The 18,558-nt window shown below is 63.3% G+C and carries 16 protein-coding genes and 1 pseudogene; 13 read left to right on the forward strand and 4 right to left on the reverse strand.

Going from position 1 to position 18,558, the window contains the following annotated elements; translation table 11 throughout:
* Both ACODSP_RS20815 and ACODSP_RS20820 read right to left on the reverse strand, forming a co-directional pair.
* On the reverse strand, positions 1-162 hold a 162-nt coding region (locus tag ACODSP_RS20815), incomplete at its 3' end, for a transposase family protein (RefSeq protein ID WP_488967524.1).
* Between the two features lie 230 nt (positions 163-392).
* Positions 393-1,391, reverse strand: coding sequence for a GDP-mannose 4,6-dehydratase (locus ACODSP_RS20820; protein WP_488967458.1), 999 nt, complete (start codon positions 1,389-1,391; stop codon positions 393-395).
* A gap of 395 nt (positions 1,392-1,786) precedes the next feature.
* On the opposite strand from ACODSP_RS20820, the pseudogene ACODSP_RS20825 reads away from it, so the two are divergent.
* The 3 genes and pseudogenes from ACODSP_RS20825 (at position 1,787) to ACODSP_RS20835 (ending at position 3,542) form a co-directional block, all read left to right on the forward strand.
* Positions 1,787-2,253, forward strand: a pseudogene (locus ACODSP_RS20825) (recombinase family protein).
* A gap of 210 nt (positions 2,254-2,463) precedes the next feature.
* Positions 2,464-3,159: a division plane positioning ATPase MipZ gene (locus ACODSP_RS20830; RefSeq protein ID WP_488967459.1), complete on the forward strand. Its 696-nt coding sequence runs from the start codon at positions 2,464-2,466 to the stop codon at positions 3,157-3,159.
* Positions 3,160-3,173: 14 nt separating this feature from the next.
* A complete protein-coding gene (locus ACODSP_RS20835) occupies positions 3,174-3,542 on the forward strand; it encodes a hypothetical protein (RefSeq protein ID WP_488967460.1) in 369 nt (122 codons plus the stop codon).
* Between the two features lie 201 nt (positions 3,543-3,743).
* Here the strand turns inward: ACODSP_RS20835 and ACODSP_RS20840 are convergent, their stop codons facing one another.
* Positions 3,744-5,180 carry an O-antigen ligase family protein gene (locus tag ACODSP_RS20840; protein ID WP_488967461.1) on the reverse strand — a complete coding sequence of 479 codons (1,437 nt, stop codon included), beginning with the start codon at positions 5,178-5,180 and terminating at the stop codon, positions 3,744-3,746.
* A gap of 262 nt (positions 5,181-5,442) precedes the next feature.
* Here ACODSP_RS20840 and ACODSP_RS20845 point away from each other — a divergent pair, with 262 nt between their 5' ends.
* From ACODSP_RS20845 to ACODSP_RS20875, 7 genes are all read left to right on the forward strand, one after another.
* Positions 5,443-6,321: a class I SAM-dependent methyltransferase gene (locus tag ACODSP_RS20845; RefSeq protein ID WP_488967462.1), complete on the forward strand. Its 879-nt coding sequence runs from the start codon at positions 5,443-5,445 to the stop codon at positions 6,319-6,321.
* A 115-nt stretch (positions 6,322-6,436) separates the two neighbouring features.
* Positions 6,437-7,039: a polysaccharide biosynthesis/export family protein gene (locus ACODSP_RS20850; protein ID WP_488967463.1), complete on the forward strand. Its 603-nt coding sequence runs from the start codon at positions 6,437-6,439 to the stop codon at positions 7,037-7,039.
* Positions 7,040-7,114: 75 nt separating this feature from the next.
* On the forward strand, positions 7,115-9,385 hold the full coding sequence (locus ACODSP_RS20855) for a GumC family protein (RefSeq protein WP_488967464.1): 2,271 nt from the start codon (positions 7,115-7,117) through the stop codon (positions 9,383-9,385).
* Between the two features lie 10 nt (positions 9,386-9,395).
* The gene (locus ACODSP_RS20860; RefSeq protein WP_488967465.1) at positions 9,396-10,085 is read left to right on the forward strand and encodes a hypothetical protein; all 690 of its coding nucleotides are present in this window, start codon (positions 9,396-9,398) and stop codon (positions 10,083-10,085) included.
* Complete coding sequence (locus tag ACODSP_RS20865) at positions 10,082-12,106, forward strand: glycosyltransferase (protein ID WP_488967466.1); 2,025 nt, start codon at positions 10,082-10,084, stop codon at positions 12,104-12,106. The genes ACODSP_RS20860 and ACODSP_RS20865 overlap by 4 nt, the downstream gene beginning before the upstream one ends.
* Entirely contained in the window at positions 12,103-12,852 is a 750-nt protein-coding gene (locus ACODSP_RS20870; RefSeq protein ID WP_488967467.1) for a class I SAM-dependent methyltransferase, read from the forward strand. The genes ACODSP_RS20865 and ACODSP_RS20870 overlap by 4 nt, the downstream gene beginning before the upstream one ends.
* Entirely contained in the window at positions 12,845-13,579 is a 735-nt protein-coding gene (locus tag ACODSP_RS20875) for a polysaccharide deacetylase family protein (protein WP_488967468.1), read from the forward strand. The genes ACODSP_RS20870 and ACODSP_RS20875 overlap by 8 nt, the downstream gene beginning before the upstream one ends.
* On the opposite strand, the gene ACODSP_RS20880 is transcribed toward ACODSP_RS20875, so the two are convergent.
* A complete protein-coding gene (locus tag ACODSP_RS20880; protein ID WP_488967469.1) occupies positions 13,551-14,744 on the reverse strand; it encodes a glycosyltransferase in 1,194 nt (397 codons plus the stop codon). The genes ACODSP_RS20875 and ACODSP_RS20880 overlap by 29 nt on opposite strands.
* Before the next feature lie 195 nt (positions 14,745-14,939).
* On the opposite strand from ACODSP_RS20880, the gene ACODSP_RS20885 reads away from it, so the two are divergent.
* The 3 genes from ACODSP_RS20885 to ACODSP_RS20895 are packed head-to-tail and all read left to right on the forward strand — an operon-like array spanning position 14,940 to position 18,550.
* Positions 14,940-16,286 carry an O-antigen ligase family protein gene (locus ACODSP_RS20885; protein ID WP_488967470.1) on the forward strand — a complete coding sequence of 449 codons (1,347 nt, stop codon included), beginning with the start codon at positions 14,940-14,942 and terminating at the stop codon, positions 16,284-16,286.
* The gene (locus tag ACODSP_RS20890) at positions 16,283-17,065 is read left to right on the forward strand and encodes a metallophosphoesterase (protein ID WP_488967471.1); all 783 of its coding nucleotides are present in this window, start codon (positions 16,283-16,285) and stop codon (positions 17,063-17,065) included. The genes ACODSP_RS20885 and ACODSP_RS20890 overlap by 4 nt, the downstream gene beginning before the upstream one ends.
* A 6-nt stretch (positions 17,066-17,071) precedes the next feature.
* The gene (locus tag ACODSP_RS20895; RefSeq protein WP_488967472.1) at positions 17,072-18,550 is read left to right on the forward strand and encodes an oligosaccharide flippase family protein; all 1,479 of its coding nucleotides are present in this window, start codon (positions 17,072-17,074) and stop codon (positions 18,548-18,550) included.
* Positions 18,551-18,558: the final 8 nt, after the last annotated feature.

The raw sequence follows: 18,558 nt of genomic DNA on the forward strand, positions 1-18,558 counted from the left end.
TCCCCACAGCCGGATTTCCACAAAATCCTCCATCCCGCTCAAGGTCGCGCACAAAGCCAGAAGCAGTATCTCCGGCAGAGGATAGACCACAGGCCATTGCTGGCGGGGGTCACGGAGCACTGAAGAATGATCCAGGATCGAACGCGACGGCGACCACAGCATCCCAAGGCTCCATCAAAACAGAGCCTTCCATGAATCACAGAACCGATATCCCGGAAATAATAATCCCGTTAACCTGAAGCGATTGCCCTGCGCAAACACCCTGACCCGGCAAATGCCCCCTTCTATCGATGGCACCATTCCCGCCACTGGTATGAGGTGGTGGTGCCATTTCATCACCGGATACCGACGACGCCACCGACTATGTTTTCGGGTTCTGCTCCTGGGCGTGGCTACGAAGACCGCGATGACACGGTGGCCCCGCTCGGCTGAGAAAATCGTGCCTGTTCGCTTGTAACAAGGGCTAAGGCTATTTGCGGCATGGTCATGGTCGCTTCCCAACCCAGCAGGTGTTTGGCCTTTCCTGGGTCTCCGACGCTTCGATCGATTTCGGAAGGACGGAACAGCTTGGGATCAGTGACAACATGATCGCGCCAGTCCAGGCCGACAGCAGCGAACACCGCCGCCACGAAGGCCTCCAATGGATAGGTCCGACCGGTCGAGATAACGAAATCCTGCGCGGGTTCATGCTGGAGGATGCGCCACATGGCATCCACATATTCCGGCGCCCATCCCCAGTCACGGTGGATGGAGATATTGCCGAGCCTCAGCTTCTCACCGCTGCCGTGAGCGATACGTACGGCAGCGGAGACGATCTTGCGGGTCACGAAACGCTGGGGGCGCAGCGGAGATTCATGATTGAACATAATCCCCGAACAGGCATGCAGATTGTAGGCTTCACGATAATTGGCGATTGTCCAGAAGGACGTGGCCTTCGCGGTTGCATAAGGGCTGCGGGGGTGGAAAGGCGTCTGTTCGTTCGCCGACTCGGGGGTATTGCCGAAACATTCGCTGGAACAGGCGTTGAACAGTTTCACGGGATGGTCCAGCAGCTTCAGGCATTCGAGGATGTTCAACGTCCCGACGGCGATGCTCTCGAATGTCTCCACCGGCTGGTCGAACGAAAGACCCACGGAGGACTGACCCGCCAGATTATAGACCTCGTCAGGCCGCACGCTTCTCAACACCTTGAACATACTGCGAAAATCATTCAGGGAAAGAGAATGGGTCTGTATCTGGTCACGGATTCCCATGGCATCGAGGCTGACGAACCGGCGGATCTGATCATCGCGGGAGGTTCCGTGAATCTCGTAGCCTTTCGAGAGCAACAGGCTGCTCAGATACGCGCCATCCTGTCCGCCAATGCCCAAGATCAATGCGACTTTGCCCATCACGTCCTCCGCCATGGCGGTTCGAGCCATGCTCTCCCAACTGCCGCCGGGGTGGGTTCCCGATAAGTCGGACTTATCGGAACTGGACCGTGGCTCATTTTCCACGGCTCCATCGGATGTAGGGGATGCGCCTGAACGGAGCAAGACGTCTCGGACCGTCGCCAGCCATACATGCACCATGGGCGGGATCGGGATCATCCCGTTCCTCCGGCTGCCCGGATCACCGCCCTTGCCAGCGCCAGATCCACCAACCCTCGCAGCCGTACCTCGACCCCGCCGGGCAGAAACACCGAGATCTCCGCAACCGATGCCGCGGCTGGAGACCTGTATCGCCGTCCCCAACACTGGCACGGCCATCGGCTCATCCGCAGCGGCAAGCTGGACTGGTGTGAAGGCTGGAACCGGGCTGTCGATTCAAAGCGTCGGGAGCGCGGGACGACCGACCCGGCCTCAAGCAATGCCTGTCCTTCCTGAAGTCGGGTGACACGCTGGTTGTGTGGAAGCTGAATCGTCTCGGGCGTTCGCTGCCCCACCTGCTCGACATCATCACCGGCCTGCGCGACGCGAGCATCGCTTTCCGGTCCCTGACGGAGGGCATGGACACCCCCCCCAGGGGGAACTCCTTTTCCACCTGTTCGGAGCGCTGGCGCAATATGAACGCGCCTTGATCCGTGAACGTGTCCAAGCCGGACTGGCCGCCGCCCGCAGGCGTGGGCGACGCGGCGGAAGACCCGTCACGGTACAGCCTGAAAAACTAGAGGCAGTTATGGCCGCCGTGTGCCGGACCTTCGGCATCGCCCACAGCACCTTGATCGACACGTTGAAACGCGCGGGCTGGAACCGCCCCAGCAAGGGTCAATGAGAGCCAAGCACCTGCCAAATCAATCCGCAGAACACCATTGATCTACCGACCCCTGTTGGTTCTCACGAACGGTACGTAAAACTCACTTTCGTGTCGGTACACCTATATGATACTAGGTAGCTATTAGATAGCACTTTGATTGCTATGTTTCTGACAGATACCAAGATGATATCACTTAGATATCAGATCAAACGCATCAGGTCCGCGCCCATGCCCACCATCGTCTTCGCCAGCCCCAAGGGTGGGGCCGGCAAATCCACCTCCGCGGTTCTACTGGCCACGGCCCTGGCCGGGCAGGGGGCCAGCGTTACCATCATTGATGCCGACCCGAACAAGCCGGTTTCCCGCTGGGCGCGGCTGCCGGGCAAGCCCGCCAATCTGACGGTCCTGGCCGATGTCACCGAAGAAACGGTGACCGACGCCATTGATGAGGCGGCGCAGCGTACCGCCTTCGTCATCGTCGATCTGGAAGGTACGGCCTCCATGATGGTCGGTTACGCCATGAGCCGGGCTGATCTGGTGGTGATCCCCAGTCAGGGATCGCAGTTGGACGCGGGTGAAGCGGTGAAGGCCATCCGGCTGGTACGCAGCCAGGAACGGGCCTTCCGCCGGGACATCCCATTTGCCGTGCTGTTCACCCGGACCAGTGCCGCCATCCGCCCGCGATCCCTGCAAAGCATCGCGGCGGAGTTCGCCGATAACGAGGTCCCCGTTTTCGAGACGCAGTTGCATGAGCGCGACGCCTTCCGCGCCATCTTCGCTTTCGGTGGCACACTGGCCGATCTGGACCCGGCCCAGGTCACCAATATCAAGGCGGCCACCGCCAATGCCCTGGCTTTCGCGGCCGAAGTGGTGGCCGTGCTGAAAGGCGGCATGAAGGCGGCTGTAGACGGACCCCGGCACTGAAGGGAGCAACGAACATGACCAAATCTCGTGCCAGCATTTTCGGGGAAGGGGAGGAGGGGCTGGACCTGTCCGGCTTCGCGCCCAAGGCCGCCCGCGATATCCAGGCTCCGCCCGCCGACGCCATCCGCGCCGTATCAGAAGCCGCTCGCTTCCCCAGTCGGGAGGCAAAGCCCGCTCCGGTCCCCGCTGCCCCGCCACCACCAGCACGGCGCGAACAGCGCCGGCACCGCACGGGCCGCAATGTGCAGTTCAATATCCGTGCCCGACAGGAAACCATCGATAGCTTCCTGGCCATTGCCGACCGTGAGGGCTGGGTCCTGGGCGAGGTGCTGGAACATGCCATCGCAGCGCTGGAGCGGGAACTGGGGACATCGGAATCCTGAGGTATCAGGCGCTGACGGCTCGCGAATGACCAGCAATCCGGCGCAAGGCTTCGGCCCCATGGAAAAGGATCAGCGGCCAACTCCCGCAACTGTCCCGCTCCCTGCTAAAAGCACAACCTGGAACATTCCGGGACAAGGGGGTGAAACTGTGCGCATCACGCACGTACGGACACTACTCACAGAGCTACAGTAACAGCTGCGTCATGGCGAAACCGGCCTTGCGGGATGAATGTCGCTGCCAGATTGGGATGCCGACACCACATCTTGACGGACGGACGCCGCAGAAGCTGCCCGTTGCCGCGTTTGCCCGCGGGACCAGGATTGGGCAACGGCCACCCCCAGTATCATGGCCCATGTCACGTTGACGGCTGGTATCTGTAGGCTGAAATCGAACAGGGCGTGAAACCCAACCTGCAGAGACGCCACCACCCCAAGCAGCGGATAGATTGCATCGCGCCGCCGGGTCACCCCGCCTTGGATACAGCGGGCTATCAACCAGATCATCACGATAGCCAGCAGCAGCACTGCCGGTATTCCCAGGTCGAATGCCAGTTCCAGATAGGTATTGTGCGCCTCGTTCCAGACCTGTCGCAGATCCGGTGTCCGGATCGTCGCAAAATTTGCAGCAAAACTGCCCGAACCATGGCCCAGCAAAGGGCGATCCACGACCATCTCCCAGGTCAATCCATAGACCCGCTTACGATCGGCGAAATCACCGTCTAGCGCACCAGACCACAGCAGAAGACCGGTCGCCGATATCATCATAAGGCCGGCGGCGGCGGCGGCTTGGCCCAGGGCACGCCATCGGAGCGGACCAACGGGCTGCCACACCACTTTGCGCATGAAAACCAGCACAACCAGAGCGATGAGGGCGGATGCGGTGCCAGCACGTGAACCAGTGGCAATAAGCGCCAAGACCAGCAGGAGGGCAGCCAGACCGTAAAATGCGGTAGATCGCCCAAAATGTACAAGCACGGTACGTAGCCGCAGCGGTGGAGCCAGGCGCTGCATCAAGGTCACGAGGGCACATAGCAGCGCCAATCCGGCATAGGTGGCAAAGCTGTTACGATTCACAAAGGTAGAGGTCAGAGAGTCCGGATAGGCCCATTTCGGCATCCACAGAATCGTTTCGTTACCAGCGACGAATACGATCAGACCGTAGAACGCATAGGCTCCTCCAGCCAGCGCCAGCGTCTCTACCATTTGCCGGGCACGCCAGCCTGAACGCCCATATTGCAGCGCCAGCCACATCACACCAGCATAGCTGAGCAGTTTCATGATGCCGATATTGGCAGCGAAACGATCCATCGCCAACGGGACCGTCTCGATCGTTTCCTCGGTCAGTTGCCGCTGCGCCTCCAGCCATATTGGATCCGCCAAGGCGACCGGCCAGACTGGTATGGTCTGCAACCATGCCCAGAAGACGAGCCCACCGAACCCCAGCAGAGGGATGGCAACACGCCGTGCGGACACCGTCGGTGCCTCGCGGTCAGAAAAAATCACCAAGGGCCAGCTCACACAAAGCAGTCCCACAAGACAGGCCAGCATCGACCAGCTCCAGGGCCGATTCGACCCCAATGGCAAGGGAGCCAGGATAACGACAATCAGGAAAATATAAAAATGCACCCGACCGACCATCAGGATATTCCGCAAAAGGAGAGATTTCTCTAAAGCCCTCCACCGAGCCCGCCACAGGATACCATGATGGGGAAGGTACAAGCCGCAACATGTTGCGCAGACCGTCAGGGCAGCAAACCGCAGCCCCCGCAATGGGCACGATCAAATCAAGCAGAGGGCATGGGGTACCTTCCTGGAATGATGGGTAAATTATATACAAATTCAGGATTGAGGGACCGGTCAATCCGGCGCCCGACCTGTTTTGCGAAGGACCTCACCCAGCATGGCTGACAAGCTGATCTCCGATACCGTGATCTTCGACTTCACCAGCCACGACCTGGACAGCATGGTTGCATCCTGCGCAACCGATGAACTGATGCCGTTTGTGCGGGCGATGGTACCCGCTGGTGGCTCGATCCTGGAGGCGGGGGCAGGTTCGGGCCGCTGGGTCAGGGCATTGACAGATTTAGGTTATGCCGCCACTGGCATCGAACTGAGCGCTGCTGATGTGGAACGGTTCCGTACAGCATGGCCTCACATTCCCTATGACCATGGGAATGTTGAGGCGATGCCATATGCCGATGGCACTTTCGACGCCCTGCTGTCCCTGGGGGTCATTGAACATCTGTTCCATGGACCGGAAAAGGCGATTGCGGAAATGCGCCGGGTGTTGAAACCGGACGGCGTCATGTTTCTTACCGTTCCGCATGCGAATCTATCCTTCCGGCTGGAGCAGTTGAAGGATGCCGTCTTCTACCGGCTCTATCGCAGCAACCTGATCCGCCGTTTGCTGGGCCGCCCGCCCGTCAACTATCCGGTCGGGGCCGAACAGCAGCGGTTGGCCGCCATCGGGAAGGAGCGCCGCTCCGGCGTCGCCATCAAGTATTCTTTCGATCCCGAAACGGGAATTGGATTTTACGAGTATCGCTATGATACGGCACAGATCTGCGCCCTGGTCGAGCAGGGGGGCTTCCGCATAGAGGATTGCCGTCTGCTCAATGCCCCCGACAGGCTGTATCAGATTTTCGGCTCCCTGGTGGGGCATTATGACGGGTGCAGCCAGCCGCAGATGAATGCGCTGGGGCGCCTGCTGCTCAGACTGCTGCCTTCCGGCTGGATCGGACATATGGCGCTGCTGAGGGCACGTCCGGCATCACCATAATCGTCCTAGATAATCGGTGGATAGCGTCAACGGTGCCGCCCGTTTCCGACAGGTCGAAATTTTGTTTGAAAACAGCCACTTATAGTGGTATTCTTCACCTGCTGGATATGATGAGATGTATTGGGTTGAGATGAAGGCCTGGATCAGGAACTCGAGAATCATCCTTGTTGCCGCCTGCACCTTTTTGACGGCTTGCAGCTCAACGACCGAGGATTTTCCGAGGGAGGATGCTCCCAAGACCATTGTCAACCCGGCTGAAGGCTATCTGCTGGAGCCTGGAAACCGCATACGGGTCATCGTTTTCAACGAGTCCAATCTTTCAGGTGACTTCACTGTCGATCCGATAGGCAACATCGCCCTGCCATTGGCCGGCAATGTTTCGGCCAGCGGCGTCACTGCCAAGGTGCTGGCCAAGCGGATCGAGGAAACACTCCAACGGGATGGCTATATGCACAATCCCAGTGTGGCGGTGGAAATCCAGACGTTCCGTCCCTACTATGTGCTGGGGGAGGTTCGCCAGCCTGGTGAGTTCGCCTACTCCCTGGGAACAACGGTGCTGAGTGCCGTGGCCCGGGCCGGTGGTTATGATTACCGTGCTCGCCAGGGGGAGGTGGTGCTGGTCCGTCCCACGCCCGACGGTCAGCTGGAATATCGCGCCAATGAGCGGACGCCCTTGTTGCCGGGCGATATCGTCAAGGTGCTGGAGCGTCGGTTCTGATCGGCCTTCCGCATATTCCGCGTCGTCCGGCGCCCGGGTTCGGATGACAGATATCATGCAAATCAGGTGGGTGGCGTGGACGCTTCGGGACAACCCTATCGACCGATGATGGTGCCGGTTCCCGGCACGCCGGGGCGCCTCAGGCCGGAACGGCATATCGATCTGGCACAGACGCTACGGACCTTGTGGCGCCGCCGTATTCTGATCGCTGCCTGCATGGTGCTGGTGACAGGGGCCACCTGGGCCTATACGACGCGTTTGCCCCGCATCTACACCGCCACCACGGCGGTGATGTTGAACACCCGCCAGCCGCGCGTCATCGACCTGAAAGAGGTGATGAGCCAGTCGGCCCCGCTTTACGTTACCGTCACCTCGGAAGTGGAGGTGATCCGGTCACGCACGGTCGCGGAGCGGGTGGCCGATAATCTGAACCTCTACGAAGACCCGGAGATCAACCCGTCCCTGCGGTCGCAGAGGCCAGGGTCTGATCTGTTCCGATCCATCTCCTCGCTCTGGGACGGGCTGAAATCCGTCATTGCCGGGGCCCCGGACGAAAAGCCGGTGGACGAGGCGCAGCGCCAGCGTGACATCAGGTCTGCTGTGGTCTCCACCATTGCCGGGGGGATGGAGGTTGCCGCCATTCCCCAGTCGCTGGTGATCCGCATCAGCTTCAAATCGACCGACCCGGAGAAGGCCGCCCGCATCGCCAATGCCATCGCGGATGCGTATCTGGTCGAGCAGCTGGAAACCAAGTTCGAGGCCGTCCGGCGCGCCACCACCTGGTTGAACGGTCGTCTGGAAGGTTTGCGCCAGGCGGTGGAGGCATCGGAACGGCAGGTCATTGCCTACCGCTCACAGATGGGGTTGGTCGAGGAGCGGGGCCGGCCGGTCGAAATGCAGAAGCTGGCGGATATGAATACCCAGCTTCTCCAGATCAAGGCCAAGCGGACCGAGATCGAAGCCAAGCTCAGCCGGATCGAGACCCTGTCCAAGGGGCAGGGCAATGTCGTCGATGAATTCGTCGATTCCCCCCTGATCCAGCATCTCAAGCAGTTTGAAGCACAGCTTTCCCGCGAGGAATCCGAGCTTGCGGCCCGCTACGCGGAGCGTCACCCCCTGATGGTCAAGGTCCGGGCGGAACTGGCTGAGACACGCTCCAAACTGCGCCGCGAGACGGATAGTCAGATCCAGGCCCTGCGGGGCGAGTTGTCGGTGATCCGGGAACGTGACAATGCATTGAGCGGTCAGCTCCGGGAAGCTGAGAAATCTACCATCCGCCAGGGCTCTGACGAAATCCGCCTGCGCGAGCTGGAACGGGAGGCGCAGGCCAACCGGGCCATCTATGAAGCCTTCCTGTCCCGCTTCAAGGAAAGCGGCGAGCAGGAACAGATTCAACAGGCCGATGTGCGTATCATTTCGGCAGCGGAGGTACCCAAGGCTCCCAGTACTCCGCGGGTTCCACTGCTAGTGGGTGCCGCCATACTGCTCAGTCTGCTTGGAGCGGTCGTGTTGGTCATGCTGCTGGAACAGCTGGACAATGCGTTCCGCGGTCGCGAGCAGCTGGAAGATGGTACCGGCCTGCCCACTCTGGGCCTGATTCCGGCCATCCGGAACCTCAAGGGCCGGCGGTCGGTGGAAGCTTACATGAGCGAGAACCCGTCCTCCTCCTTCGCGGAAGCCTTCCGCATCGTCTGGTTCGCGTTGAAACATGGCCTGCCCGATCTGTCGGCGGGCGGGCGCCCCAACAGCGTCCTGATCACATCCTCGGTGCCCGAGGAAGGAAAGAGCCTGACCGCGCTGTCGCTGGCCCGTACGGCATCCAACCTGTCGATACGCACGATCCTGGTGGATGCGGACCTGCGCCGCGCGTCTATCGCCCAGACGCTGGGCATCAAGCCCGACCATGGGATCGCCGATGTCCTGGCCGGGCGCTCCACATTGGAGCAGGCCATCATCAAGGACCCGCGCTCCAAGCTGGATATGCTGACCGGCCTGCCGGTCAAGGCTGATCAGTACCAGTTCGATCTGCTCAGTCCCGACAGCATCAACAACCTGCTTGAATCGCTGCGGGGACGGTATGATCTGGTCGTGATCGACGGTCCGCCGACCCTCCCGGTCGCCGATGTACAGTTGCTGGCCCAGTTCGCCGACCGCGTCGTGTTCTGTGTGCGGTGGGACAAGACACCCAAGGAGAATGTCCTGTCCGCGCTGCGCATGCTGCAGGATGTCAATGCCCGCATCGGCGGCCTGCTGCTGACCCGTGTCAATCTGCGCCGCCATGCCCGCTACGGCTACGGCGATCTCGGACATTATTATGGCAGCTACCATGGATATTACACCGACTGAGGAGCAGTCGGTGTGGCGCCATCGACTGGGGAGCTCTGCCGTTTCCCTGGCTTTGGGGCTGGCGCTTCTGGGGCTGGCGCCTATGCGCGTCCAGTCGGAACTTTTCCTGCTGGAACCCGACAGGGTCATTTCGGCGGCGGAGACGGGAACGGCAATCCCCTTGGATATGCTGGAATGGGCTTCCCGGCAGGCCTTGCTGGAAGCAGACCGTGGCCTGACGACCCATGCTGGAGATCTGGCCGGTCGCGCTCAGGTGCTGCGGGCACTTTACTACGGTCCTGAAACGCCGCAAGGCCAGGCGGCGCTGGCTGTTGCCCGTGAGCGTTTCCGTCAGGTTCTGTCCGCAGCGCCGCTCGCTCCCTATGACTGGCATCGTCTGGCTTATGCCGAATATACCAGCCACCGGTACCACGAGGCTGTAGCCGCCTGGTACATGTCGGTGCGCACGGGGCCTTTTGATCCCGTACTGTTTCCAGTCCGCCTGGAAAGCGGGATGGTTCTTTATCCCTACATGGATGTGGCAAGCCGAACGGCTTTTGCCGGGCAGGTGCGCCTTTACGCCGGCTGGAGCCTGCATGCTCTGATCCAGCATGCCCTGCGGCTGAACGCGGTGGAGACGATCCGGCCCTTCCTGGCGTCGCAACCCGCCACCCTGGCGGAGTTCGACCGGCTTCTGCCTTTGCTGGAAGCCCGGCAATGAAGCACGACCCGCGTCGCATCGTTGCAGTCCTGGCCTGTCATGGCCGGTCGGCCACGACGCACGGGGCATTGGCCGCTCTGTTCGCGCAACAGCTGCCGGCGGATATCGGCCTGGGCGCTGTGCTGGTGGATGATGGCAGCCCGGATGATACGACGGTCATGGTCGCCCGTGATTTCCCGCAGGTCCGGCTCCTGCGGGGCGATGGCAGCCTCTGGTGGGCCGGGGCCATGATCATGGGGCTGGACGAGGCGGCGCGTGACGATCCCGATTTTCTGCTCTGGTTGAATGATGATGTGCAACTGGACCCGGATGCCCTGGCCCGGCTTGTCGCCTGCCATGACGAGGCGACCGACGGGCCGGTGGTGGTGGGCGCGACGCGCAGCCCGGATGATGGCCGGCTCACCTATGGCGGTCAGCGGCGTGATCCGGCGCGGCCCTTCCGCTTCCATCCGGTGCCGCTGGCCGACCGGCCACAGGCAGCGGATAGTTTCCAGGGCAATATCGTGCTGGTGCCCCGGGCCGTCCACCGGCGTCTGGGCGGCATCGACCCCTGTTTGCGGGGCGTGCAGGGCATGGCCGATACGGATTTCGGCCTGCGGGTACGGGCCGCGGGCCTGACCTTGCTGCAGGCACCGGGATCGGCGGGCACCTGTGCCGCCAACCGGCATGCCGCCCCCTGGGCCGACCCGGCCCTGTCGGTGCGCCAACGGCTCTCGGGGCTGTTTGGCCCCCGTGGCTTTCCGGTGAAGGGCTGGCTGCCCTTCGCACGGCGCCATGGTGGGCGCCTGTGGCCGGTCTGGGCCCTGTCCCCCTATCTGTGGCGACTGATACAGGTGGCACGTCCGCCTCGCCTGCCGGGGGCCGCCCCACGTGTCGCCTTGATGGATGGGCTGATCGCCCCCTATCGGCTGCCCATGCTGGCCGGGCTGGCCCGGTCACCCGGCTGGGACATCACGGTCTTCCACGGGGCGGCACCGACCGATTTCCGTGTTGCCGTCACCAGCGAGCCGTTGCCCCTGCCGGTGCGGCCCGTCCGCCATCTCCCCTGGCCGGACGGCAGGCGCATGGCCTGGACAGGCGGTGTATGGGCCGCGCTGACAGGCGGCTATGATATCGCGGTGATGGAATTCTGCGTCCATAACCTGGGTATCTGGGTGGTCTGGCTGGTGCGACAGGTGACCGGCCGGCCCCGGCTGGTTCTATCCGGCCATTTCCGCCTCACCGTGAACGGTCCTGGTTTCTTGCCCCGGCTCCGACACGGGTTGCGCCTGCTGCTGGCGCGCGGAGCGGATGCGCTGCTGCCATATACACCGCGCGGTCGCGATGCCTGCATTGCCGAGGGTTTGCCGGCTGACCGCATCTTCGTTACCCATAACACCATCGATGTCGTTGCCTGCCGAGCAGCAGCCGCCAGGGTCGATCCGGCGGCCCTGGTAGCCCTGCGTCAGCGCCTTGGCCTGGGCGACGGCCCCGTGCTGCTGTTCGTTGGCCGGCTTTATGCCGACAAGCGGGTGGATATTGCCGTAGAGGCGCTGAGTATCCTGCGCCGGCGCGGTCTTGCAACGACGCTGCTGCTGGTGGGTGACGGGCCGGACAAGGCGTCCATGGCGGTACTGGCGGCAAACAACCCCGATGTCCGCCTGCTACCGGGAGAAAGTGCCGAGGAGAAGCTGGCCCCGCTTTTCGCCCTGGCCGATGCCGTGGTCTGCCCGGGGGCGGTGGGGCTACTCATCGCCCACGCCTTCGCCTATGGACTGCCGCTGATCACCTGCGAAGGGGATGCGCATGGGGTGGAGATCGACTATCTCCGTCCGGGCGAGAATGGCCTGCTGACGACCCCCGATCCTGTCAGTCTGGCGGCCGCCCTGGCCGGATTGCTGGAACGGCCCGATGATCTGGCGCGTTTGCGTCAAGGTGCCCGCGAGACGGCGGATGGCATGACCATCGACAGCGTAGTGGCCGCCAACATCGCCGCCTATGCCCGGGCGTTGGATGATCGCCAACCGGGGGGACAGCCATGATGCGGCGCCTTGTGTCGGCCTATCGCCGCGCGCAGGCCGTGGTGATCCCGGAACGCCATATGGTAAGCCGTTTCATCGCCGGCCATCTGCCGGACGTGGCGCCGGCAACGGGATTGGCCCTGGATGTCGGGGCCGGCACGGCACCGTTCGCCCCGGCCCTGATGACGGCGGCCCCCGGCCTGCGTCATGTGGCACTGGACCGGATCGTCAATGATACGACGGGCGTGGTGGCGGATGCCTTGTTCCTGCCGTTCCCGACGGGCAGTGCCGGGCTTGCCTGCTATTTCCAGGTATTGGCCCATCTGCCCGACCCGGACAAGGCGCTGACGGAGGCGCGGCGGGTGCTGATGCCCGGCGGCTGCCTGCTGATCTCCTATCCACTGCTCTGCCCGCAGGGCCGCAGCCGCGACCTCTGGCGCTGGACCCTGCCCGGAATGGAGCGGCTGCTGGACCGGTCAGGGTTCGATATCGTGGCCCAGGAGGCGCAAGGCGGCATCGTTTCCTACTTCGTGGCGACCCTTGCCCTGGTGCCAGGCCGGCTGCTGGTGGCGCACAGCCAGGGCTGGCGCAGTGGTCGCCGGACGGGCGATGCGCTGCGCCTGGGGCTGGCCTTCCTGCTGTCGTTGCCATTCCATCTGCTGGGTTTTCCGGCCTGGGTCCTCGACCAGTGGCTCGATCCCCGGCCGGCCTTCTATATTGGCGGTATGGTGCTGGCCCGCCGCCGGGCAGGGCCGGTCGATGGCTGACCCGATCCTCGTCACCTCTTGGGATGATGGCCATCCCGACGATCTGCGAGTGGCGGAACGGCTGGCCCGGCTGGGTATCGCCGCCACCTTCTTCGTGCCCGTCCATAATAGCGAGGGTCGGGCCGTGATGTCGCCGGCTGAGTGGCGGGCATTGGATGCGGCCGGGTTCGAACTGGCCGCCCATACCTTGGACCATGTCCGCCTGAACAGGCTTCCGCCGGACCAGATCCGCCGCCAGCTTGCCGAGGGACGCCAACGGCTGGAGGATGCATTGGGTCATGCGGTGACCGGCTTTGCCTATCCGGGCGGAAGGATCGGCCGCCAGGGCCGGCAGCTGGTGGCGCAAGCGGGGTTTGCCTATGCCCGCACCACCCGCCTGTTCTGTCTGGCTCCTGGTCCCGACCGGCTGGACATGGGCACGACCGCCCAGTTTCACCCCCATGCAACGGGGGCGCTGCTACGCAACTGGCTGCGCCAGGGGGCCGGGTTGGACCGGCTGCGGCTGGCCCGCCGCTGCCTGGCAGCGGGAGGCCTGGAACAGCGCATGGCCATGCTGGCCGACGCGGCGGCGACCCACCCCGGCGGTGGCGTGCTGCATCTCTGGGGCCATGGCTGGGAAATAACCGAACAGGGCCTGTGGCCTGCCCTGGAGCGGACCATGACCATGCTGGCCGCACGGGTTCCCCCAGCCCGGCGGCTTACCGTGCAGGGGCTGGCCGCGCGGTGATGCTGGCCCGCGCAGCCAGCACTTCCTCGTAAAGCGCCAGCCGCTGTGACAGTGCGGCCTTGCGGCTGTACCGTTCGTTGAATATCCGCAACCCCGCTGCCCCCATGGCCGCCAGCCGGTCTGGTCGGGGCAGAAGCTCGCGCAGGCGGGCGCTCCAGGCGGCGGCGTCGCCGGGCGGCGCAAAGGCGCCGGTTTGTCCTTCCTCCAGCGTTTCTGCCACCGATCCGCCGGTGGCGGCCAGCACCGGCAGCCCGTGGGCCAGCGCTTCTGCCACCGCGAGGGGAAAATTCTCATAGCAGAGGGACGGGAACATCAGCAGGGCGGCCCGGTGCATATGGGCAGACACCACGTCCGGCGGCTGCCAGCCCAGGAACCGCGCCTGCGGCGGGGCGGCCCGCTTCAATTCATCGGCCAGCGGCCCGTCCCCAATGATGGTCAACGGGTAAGGCATGCCATGCCAGGCTGCCAGCAGGCTGGCGACCCCCTTTTCAGGTGACAGCCGACCGACGAACAGACCACCCTGCCTTGCCACTGGCGGTTCCGGCGCGGGGGCCATTGGTTCCCGCACGACCGGGGCGCAGATGCCCAGCCGGTCAGCGGGCAGACCGCCGGCGATGAAGCGGCGGGCGGAGAAGGGGGTCAGCGCCAGATAGCGATCAACGCTGTGGTGGCGGATAGCCGTCAGCCGATGCACGATCCCGATCCCGGCCATCACGGTGCTGGCCGCCCGGCTGTCGCGGTAGCAGGCATGCAGCACACCCGGCCATTTCAGTATTTTGTCCACGCAAAGCTCGCAATGGCGACCGTCGCGCAGCAGCAGCATGTTGGGACAGACCAGACGGAAATTGTGCAGGGTCTGGACAACGGCCACCCCGCGCCGCTGTGCCGCGCCATAGATGGAGGCAGACAGAAGCGGGAAACTATTATGGACATGCAGGACGTCCGGTCGGAAACGGTCGATGGCGTCGGCCACCAGCCGACGGCCTTCCAGCGACCAGAGCGCCTTCATCGCCAACCCGAGCGAGGGGCCGCTGATCCGCCGGTTATCTTCCGTCAGCAGTTCGACCTCGATACCCGCTTCCGTCAGCAAGGTGACCTCGGCAGCCACGGCCATGTCCTCGCCACCGGGCTGACGGTAATGCTCATGGACCATGAGAACGCGCAAGCTGCCACCTTTTGTCAAACAGCAGGCTCCCGGCAAGACAGCACTGTCATCGGGATGTCCTACCCCTCATCTGATAAGTCTATCGTCGATTGGGAACGGCACTGTATAATAGCCCTGGGTTACCGGTCGACCTTCCACGTGATGCCAGCCGATGCATCACGCCGGGATCACCGCTTCGCTTGCAGTGGGCATATCGTGGACAATATCGTGATCGACCTGCCGGGGGATGTCGTGCTCCTGGTCCTGGTCATCGTTGTGGCCGCCACCATTCTCCTGTCGCTCTGGTCGTGGCGTGTGATCATTCCCGTTGTGCTGGTGACGGGCATCATCGAGACGCATCTGAGCCTCAATCCCGTGATCCTGCTCTATGGCTACAATGTCCTGCCGATCGATGTGCTGTTTGTCGGCATTCTGGTGGCCTACATCCTCCGGCTGGGCATCCTGGGCCGCATCGGCATCACCCATCTGTGCTGGGTGGGGCTGGGGTGCGTGATGGCACTTGCGCTGCTGCGCGGGATCGGCAGCTACGGGCTGAATACGGCGGTCGTGACCTTCCGTCAGGAATTCTATTTTATCGTCGGCGCCCTTTATATGCAGAGCTTCCACTGGGGACAGAAGGATCTGGACCATTTCGCCTATGTCTGGGTGGCCTGTGCCTCGGCCCTGGTCGTCTATGCGGTCCTATGCTGGGTGGACCCGTCTTTCATCCTGCTGCGCAGCGACCCGCTCTACACCTACTTCAACGTTCACGCCTATCTGGGGTGGCGGGTGCTGCCCGCCTCCTCCACGGTGCTAATCGCCCAGGCGGGATTGATCGCGGCCCTGCTATGGTTGCGCAATGACCGGGCGGGCATCATCCATCTTGCCGCCATACCGCTGCTGTTGACGGCCGCGCTGCTGTATCATCGCAGTGTCTGGCTGGCATCCATTGCCGGGATCGGCATGCTGGTCCTCAACCGTCCCCGTTTGATAGGTCGTATTCTGCTCCCGCTGACAGTGCTGGCCGTCGGGCTTGTTGCGCTGGTCATCCTGGGGGGAGACGGGATTTCGGGCGCCCTGCAATCTGCCGTGGCGGAGCCCTTCAATCAAAGCAGCACCTGGGGTTGGCGGATCAACAACTGGCAGAACATGATCCCGGAGACATTGGCAGCCGGCCCGCTCACCACGGCGCTGGGTTGGGGATATGGTGTCAGCTTCCAGGACATGATGACCGGGGTGGATCTGGTCAATCCACACAATGCCTATGTCGCCATTTTCCTGAATACCGGGCTGCTGGGCAGCGGTTTGCTGGTGGTCTGCTGCATGTTGCCGCTCTGGCGGGTCTGGCGTGGCGATTTCCCCCCCAGCCGCACTTTCGATCGTCATACCGCCATGGCCCTGGGGGCGATGATGATCGTTTACTACATCCCCTATTCGGTTTCGTTCGATCACGGCATCATGCTGGGCGTCCTGGCTGCGCTCGGCGCCCAATGCGGGGCGGTGCAAGGTCGCAATCCATCCGATGAGGTGGCATTCTCCGTCCCGGCCGGGGTTTCCCGATGATCCAGCGCTGGTTGGCCCGGCTGCTGTCACGCTCACCGGGTGCCTGGGCCCATCGCCCGGAGGCGCCCCCAGGTCACGTGATTTACGCCATCGGCGACATCCACGGGGAAGACGCACTGCTGCTGGACCTGCTGGCCCGTCTTCGCGCCGATGCGGCCGGGCGGAACGCCCGACCGGTCGCGATCTTCCTGGGCGACTATGTCGACCGGGGGCCCGGCAGCCGCACCGTTCTGGATATCCTGAGCGCGCCCCCTTTGCCGGGCTTCACCATCGATCGGCTGAAGGGTAACCACGAGCAGGGGATGCTCGATTTCATGGCCGATCCTGTGGCAGGGGCCATCTGGCTGGATTACGGGGGGCTGGCGACACTCGCCAGCTATGGTGTCGGCCTGCCGCCCGGCACGCCGGATGCATCTCGCCTGATAGACCTGCGCGACCGGCTCGATCGCGTATTGCCATCGCAGCATCGGCAGCTGCTGGCCAGCCTGCTGCCCTGGGTAGTGCATGGCGATTATCTGTTCGTTCACGCTGGCATCCAGCCGGGCGTGCCACTGGCTGCCCAGCGTGAGAAGGATCTCCTGTGGATTCGAGAGCCGTTCCTGGGGTGGCCGGACCGGCATGAGAAAATGGTGGTACATGGCCATACGGTCCGCCCGGCACCGCAATTGCTGTCCAACCGGATCGGTATCGACACGGGCGCCTATGCCACCGGCATTCTGACAGCAGTAGCCTTGGAGGGGGCGGAGCTGCGGATCATCCAGGCCCGACGGCAATGTTGATCCCCGATGCATCATGAAAGCCAGGCGATCCGCGGCGTCCGCATCACATTGACCAGCAATATTCTGATGGTCTTGCTGCAAACGCTGATCATGGCCGGGCTGGCCCGACTGGTAACGGCTGAGGATTATGGTCTGCTGGCCGGCTCGCTGGCCGTTGTCCGGCTGGTGCAGCATGTGCTGACCGCCGGCCCCGAACGCGCCATACTGCTATTGCCGGATCTGGGACTGCCAGTCCTGACAGCCGCCTTCCAGGCACTGGGCTGGATGGGGCTGGCAGCCAGCCTGTCATTGGCCGGCATTGCCTGGCTGGCGATAGAGATCGGCTGGCCGCCCGCCTTTTTCCTGGCACTCGCAGCTCTGGCGCCGCTGGTGCTGCTCTCGACGATGGGGGTGGTCTTCCGTGCCAGCCTGCGCCGGCGTCTCGCCTTCAAGCAGCTTTCCCTCGTGGATATCGGCACCCAGCTGCTGGGAGGGGGAGCCGTCGCGCTGGTCGCGGCATCGCAAGGCTGGGGGGTTTATGCCCTGATCGCCGGGCAGTTGATGACAACCCTGCTGCAAAGCATCCTTTACGGCTATTTCGCCTGCCGGGCCGGCCATGTGCGGCTGACGGGGGCGCCACCCCGGCCCTGGACCCTGCTGAAACCCCTCGCACGCAGCAGCCTAACCATCTCCAGCACATCGTTCCTGGAACTGGTGAACGGGCAATTGCCCGTGACCATCATCGGGACCGTGCTCGGGGGAACGCCACTCGGTCTTTACAACCGCGCTACCACACTTATCCAGATACCGGTCGAAATGATCGTCACCTCGGTGACGCGGGTACGGATCGCCACAGTCAGCGCCCGGCGGGACGATATATCCACCCTTCTGCCGACCTGCCGGGAGGTGATCGCCGTGGTGGCGGCCATCGTGCTGCCGCTCTGCGCCGGCGCCGCAGTGGCGGCGCCATCGTTGAGCCGTACCATTCTGGGGGCCGGCTGGCAGGACGCGCCGCCGGCTGTCGCCTGGGTCGCGGCACTCGCCAGCACCGCTATGCTAGCTCATGTCTTCGGTATGATTAACGAAGCAATGCTGCGCCTACGCGAACGGTTCCGTATCCAGTTGCTCTCGATCTGCGTTACCGCCCTGACCCTGGGTGCGGGGAGCTGGCTGGGTGGCCTGGAAGGGGCCCTGGCCGGGGCCGCAGGCGCAAACGTCCTGTTCCTTCTGCTGCATATGCGTCTCGCGGCGACTTGTCTGGGCCTGTCCCCGATCCGGCTCCTGGGCCCCTTATTGCCGGGGGCCATCGCCGGGGCCGGATGCGTGGCGGGCGTCACTATGACGGCAGGGCTGATGGATGGGCTGGCTCCTCCCCTGCAGCTGGGCCTGAATATCGGCCTTTGCGCCCTTATCACGGAAAGTATCTATGCCCTTCTTTTCCCGGAACTGAATAATCAGATGCTGCGGTATGTGGGATTGAGGCGCCTTAAAGACGACGATTTATAGATAGTAAT

The sequence above is a fragment of the Niveispirillum sp. FG156 genome (assembly GCF_057809555.1).